The sequence below is a fragment of the Vibrio sp. 10N.222.55.B11 genome (genome assembly GCF_041473705.1).
Lineage (GTDB): Bacteria > Pseudomonadota > Gammaproteobacteria > Enterobacterales > Vibrionaceae > Vibrio > Vibrio crassostreae_C.
This window is the reverse complement of sequence record NZ_JBFRST010000114.1, coordinates 1-2,161: the sequence shown is the minus strand read 5'-3', so window position 1 is coordinate 2,161 and position 2,161 is coordinate 1. Positions and strand designations below refer to the sequence as shown.

At 45.9% G+C, this 2,161-nt stretch carries 1 protein-coding gene; it reads right to left on the bottom strand.

Annotation, left to right across the window (positions count from 1 at the left end; all coding sequences use genetic code 11):
* Positions 1-112: 112 nt before the first annotated feature.
* Positions 113-1,585, bottom strand: coding sequence for a group II intron reverse transcriptase/maturase (gene ltrA, locus AB4503_RS25075; RefSeq protein ID WP_372115882.1), 1,473 nt, complete (start codon positions 1,583-1,585; stop codon positions 113-115).
* Positions 1,586-2,161: the final 576 nt, after the last annotated feature.

The following is a 2,161-nucleotide window of genomic DNA, read 5'->3' as shown; positions in this document are numbered from 1 at the left end:
TGTCGGGTGGACGACACTTGTTACCAAGTGCCGTCTCCCTAAGAACCCAGCGTGCAACTTTCACTGCACTAGGCTCAAGCCTCCACAAAGGCATCAAATGATACCCAGCAACTTATAACGCAGTCGGGACAGGCTCTTTCCAAGAGTTACGGGCTAGCCTTTTGGACTTTCTCTTTGCCAAGTACTCTTGGTATTGAGGGTCAAATGGTGTCGCTCCATTTCGGATTTTCACATGTCTTTCTATCGGCACTTTAGCTATTTGGAACAGATTGAACTGGCAATCCATATCCATGATCTTCTGCCAACCGTGAAACTGCCATTGCCCTTTACGGTTGATGAAGTATTTTAGGGCGATCCAAGTTTTAGACTTTGTTGGATGACGCCTTTTAGCCCAGTGCCATAACGTATGGAATAGTTTGTGACCGACATAACCGAATATCTGTTTTGCCACGCAGTGTCGATAGTAGTTCGACCATCCCCTGAGTTTCGGATTTATCAGTTTGATAAGATCATTCACTGGAAGGGTTACGTGCTTTTTGATGAGTTCACGCAGATTACTTAAGAACATTAACGTGTTGGATTTACTCGGCTTAATGAGCAATTTTCCTTTATACTTCCTATGATTAAAACCTAGGAAATCAAAGCCATCATTGATGTGAGTGATGTGCGTTTTCTCTTCGGAGAGTGTTAAGCCTCTTTCCGCTAAGAAGTCAGCAATCAACGGTTTGATATCGTTCTCAAGCACTTCCTTTGAAGCGCAAGTGACGACGAAATCGTCGGCGTATCCAATAAAATTGGCTCTTGCTCCCTTTTTGAGAGCGGTAGACTTAATTTGCTGTTCGAGACCAGAGAGAGTCATTAACATCAAGGTTGGGGATATAATCCCACCTTGAGGCGTACCTTCATCGGTGTCGTAAAATAGCCCTTTGTCTACAAAGCCAGACTTTAGCCATTGTCCCAACATACGCTTGTCAACGGCAACATTGTCCATCAGCCATTGATGCCCGATTTTGTCGAAACAGGCTTTGATGTCCCCTTCAAGAACCCATTGCGCTGAACGCTTTTGACTCAAGCAGATAAAACACTGCCCGATAGCATCAGCGGTGCTTCGCCTTGGTCGAAAACCGTAACTGTTAGGGTCTGCAAGGCTTTCCGACACAGGCTCCAATGCTAATAGGTGAAGCGCTTGTAGCGCTCTATCTATCATGCACGGGATACCCAGTGGTCGAAGTTTGCCATTCTTTTTGGGGATATAGATACGCTTGAGCGGTCTAGCTTGATAAGCTTTTCGACTCATTTGATTCACTGCTTTCATACGGCGTGTATCTGTATTCCAGATAACACCATCTATTCCAGACGTTTTACTGCCTTTGTTTTGAGATACTCGCTTAACAGCAAGAAGTTTTGCTGAACGCGAGTGAGTCAGTATCCATTGCAAAGCTTTCACTTTGCCGTGTTTACCTTCTCGAGTTGCCTTTGCGATACGCATCTGGAGCTTTAATACATGCGCTTCAACGGTTTTCCAGTCGATTGACTGCCATTGAGCGCTGTCAGGAGAGGCACTAATCTCTTTTGAAATCATCATTTGCGTTTCTCCTTGAATAAAGTTCTTCATATTCTCTCGCAACGGGAGACCAGTCGGAAGTGGGCTCACTTTCGTGACCAGACACAAGTCTGTATCTGCATCGTTACAATGCAGCCTTCGCTTTTTCCAACCTCCTATACCTGCATCACTATCGGCCACAAAGGCTTTCCCAAAGGGAGTGATACAGGCTTACCGTGTTCCGTATGTCGCGCAATGTCAGGGTAGATGCCCGCTATGGTGCGAAGAGTTCAATGATCACGAAAGAGCATGGGGCAATCTCTTTCCGACTCTCATGCCTTTTGGCTACAGCGTATTAACCACTTCCGCTGTTTCATCACATAACGCACCTTACGCGGATTTACTTATGTTCATCATACTGACTACCTAGCACTCACCCGATTGTGGTTATCAGGAGGATCGTCCTCTCACGATTTAGATCCCGATTGGCAAATGCCACCCTTCGTTACATTGTCAGAGCCGCTACTTTATTCAGGCTCCTAGGTTCATCTGGTGATACAAATGGTTCACTCGTTAAGCGGTGAACAGCGCTTCATACGACTTCACGTCGCACGCCCC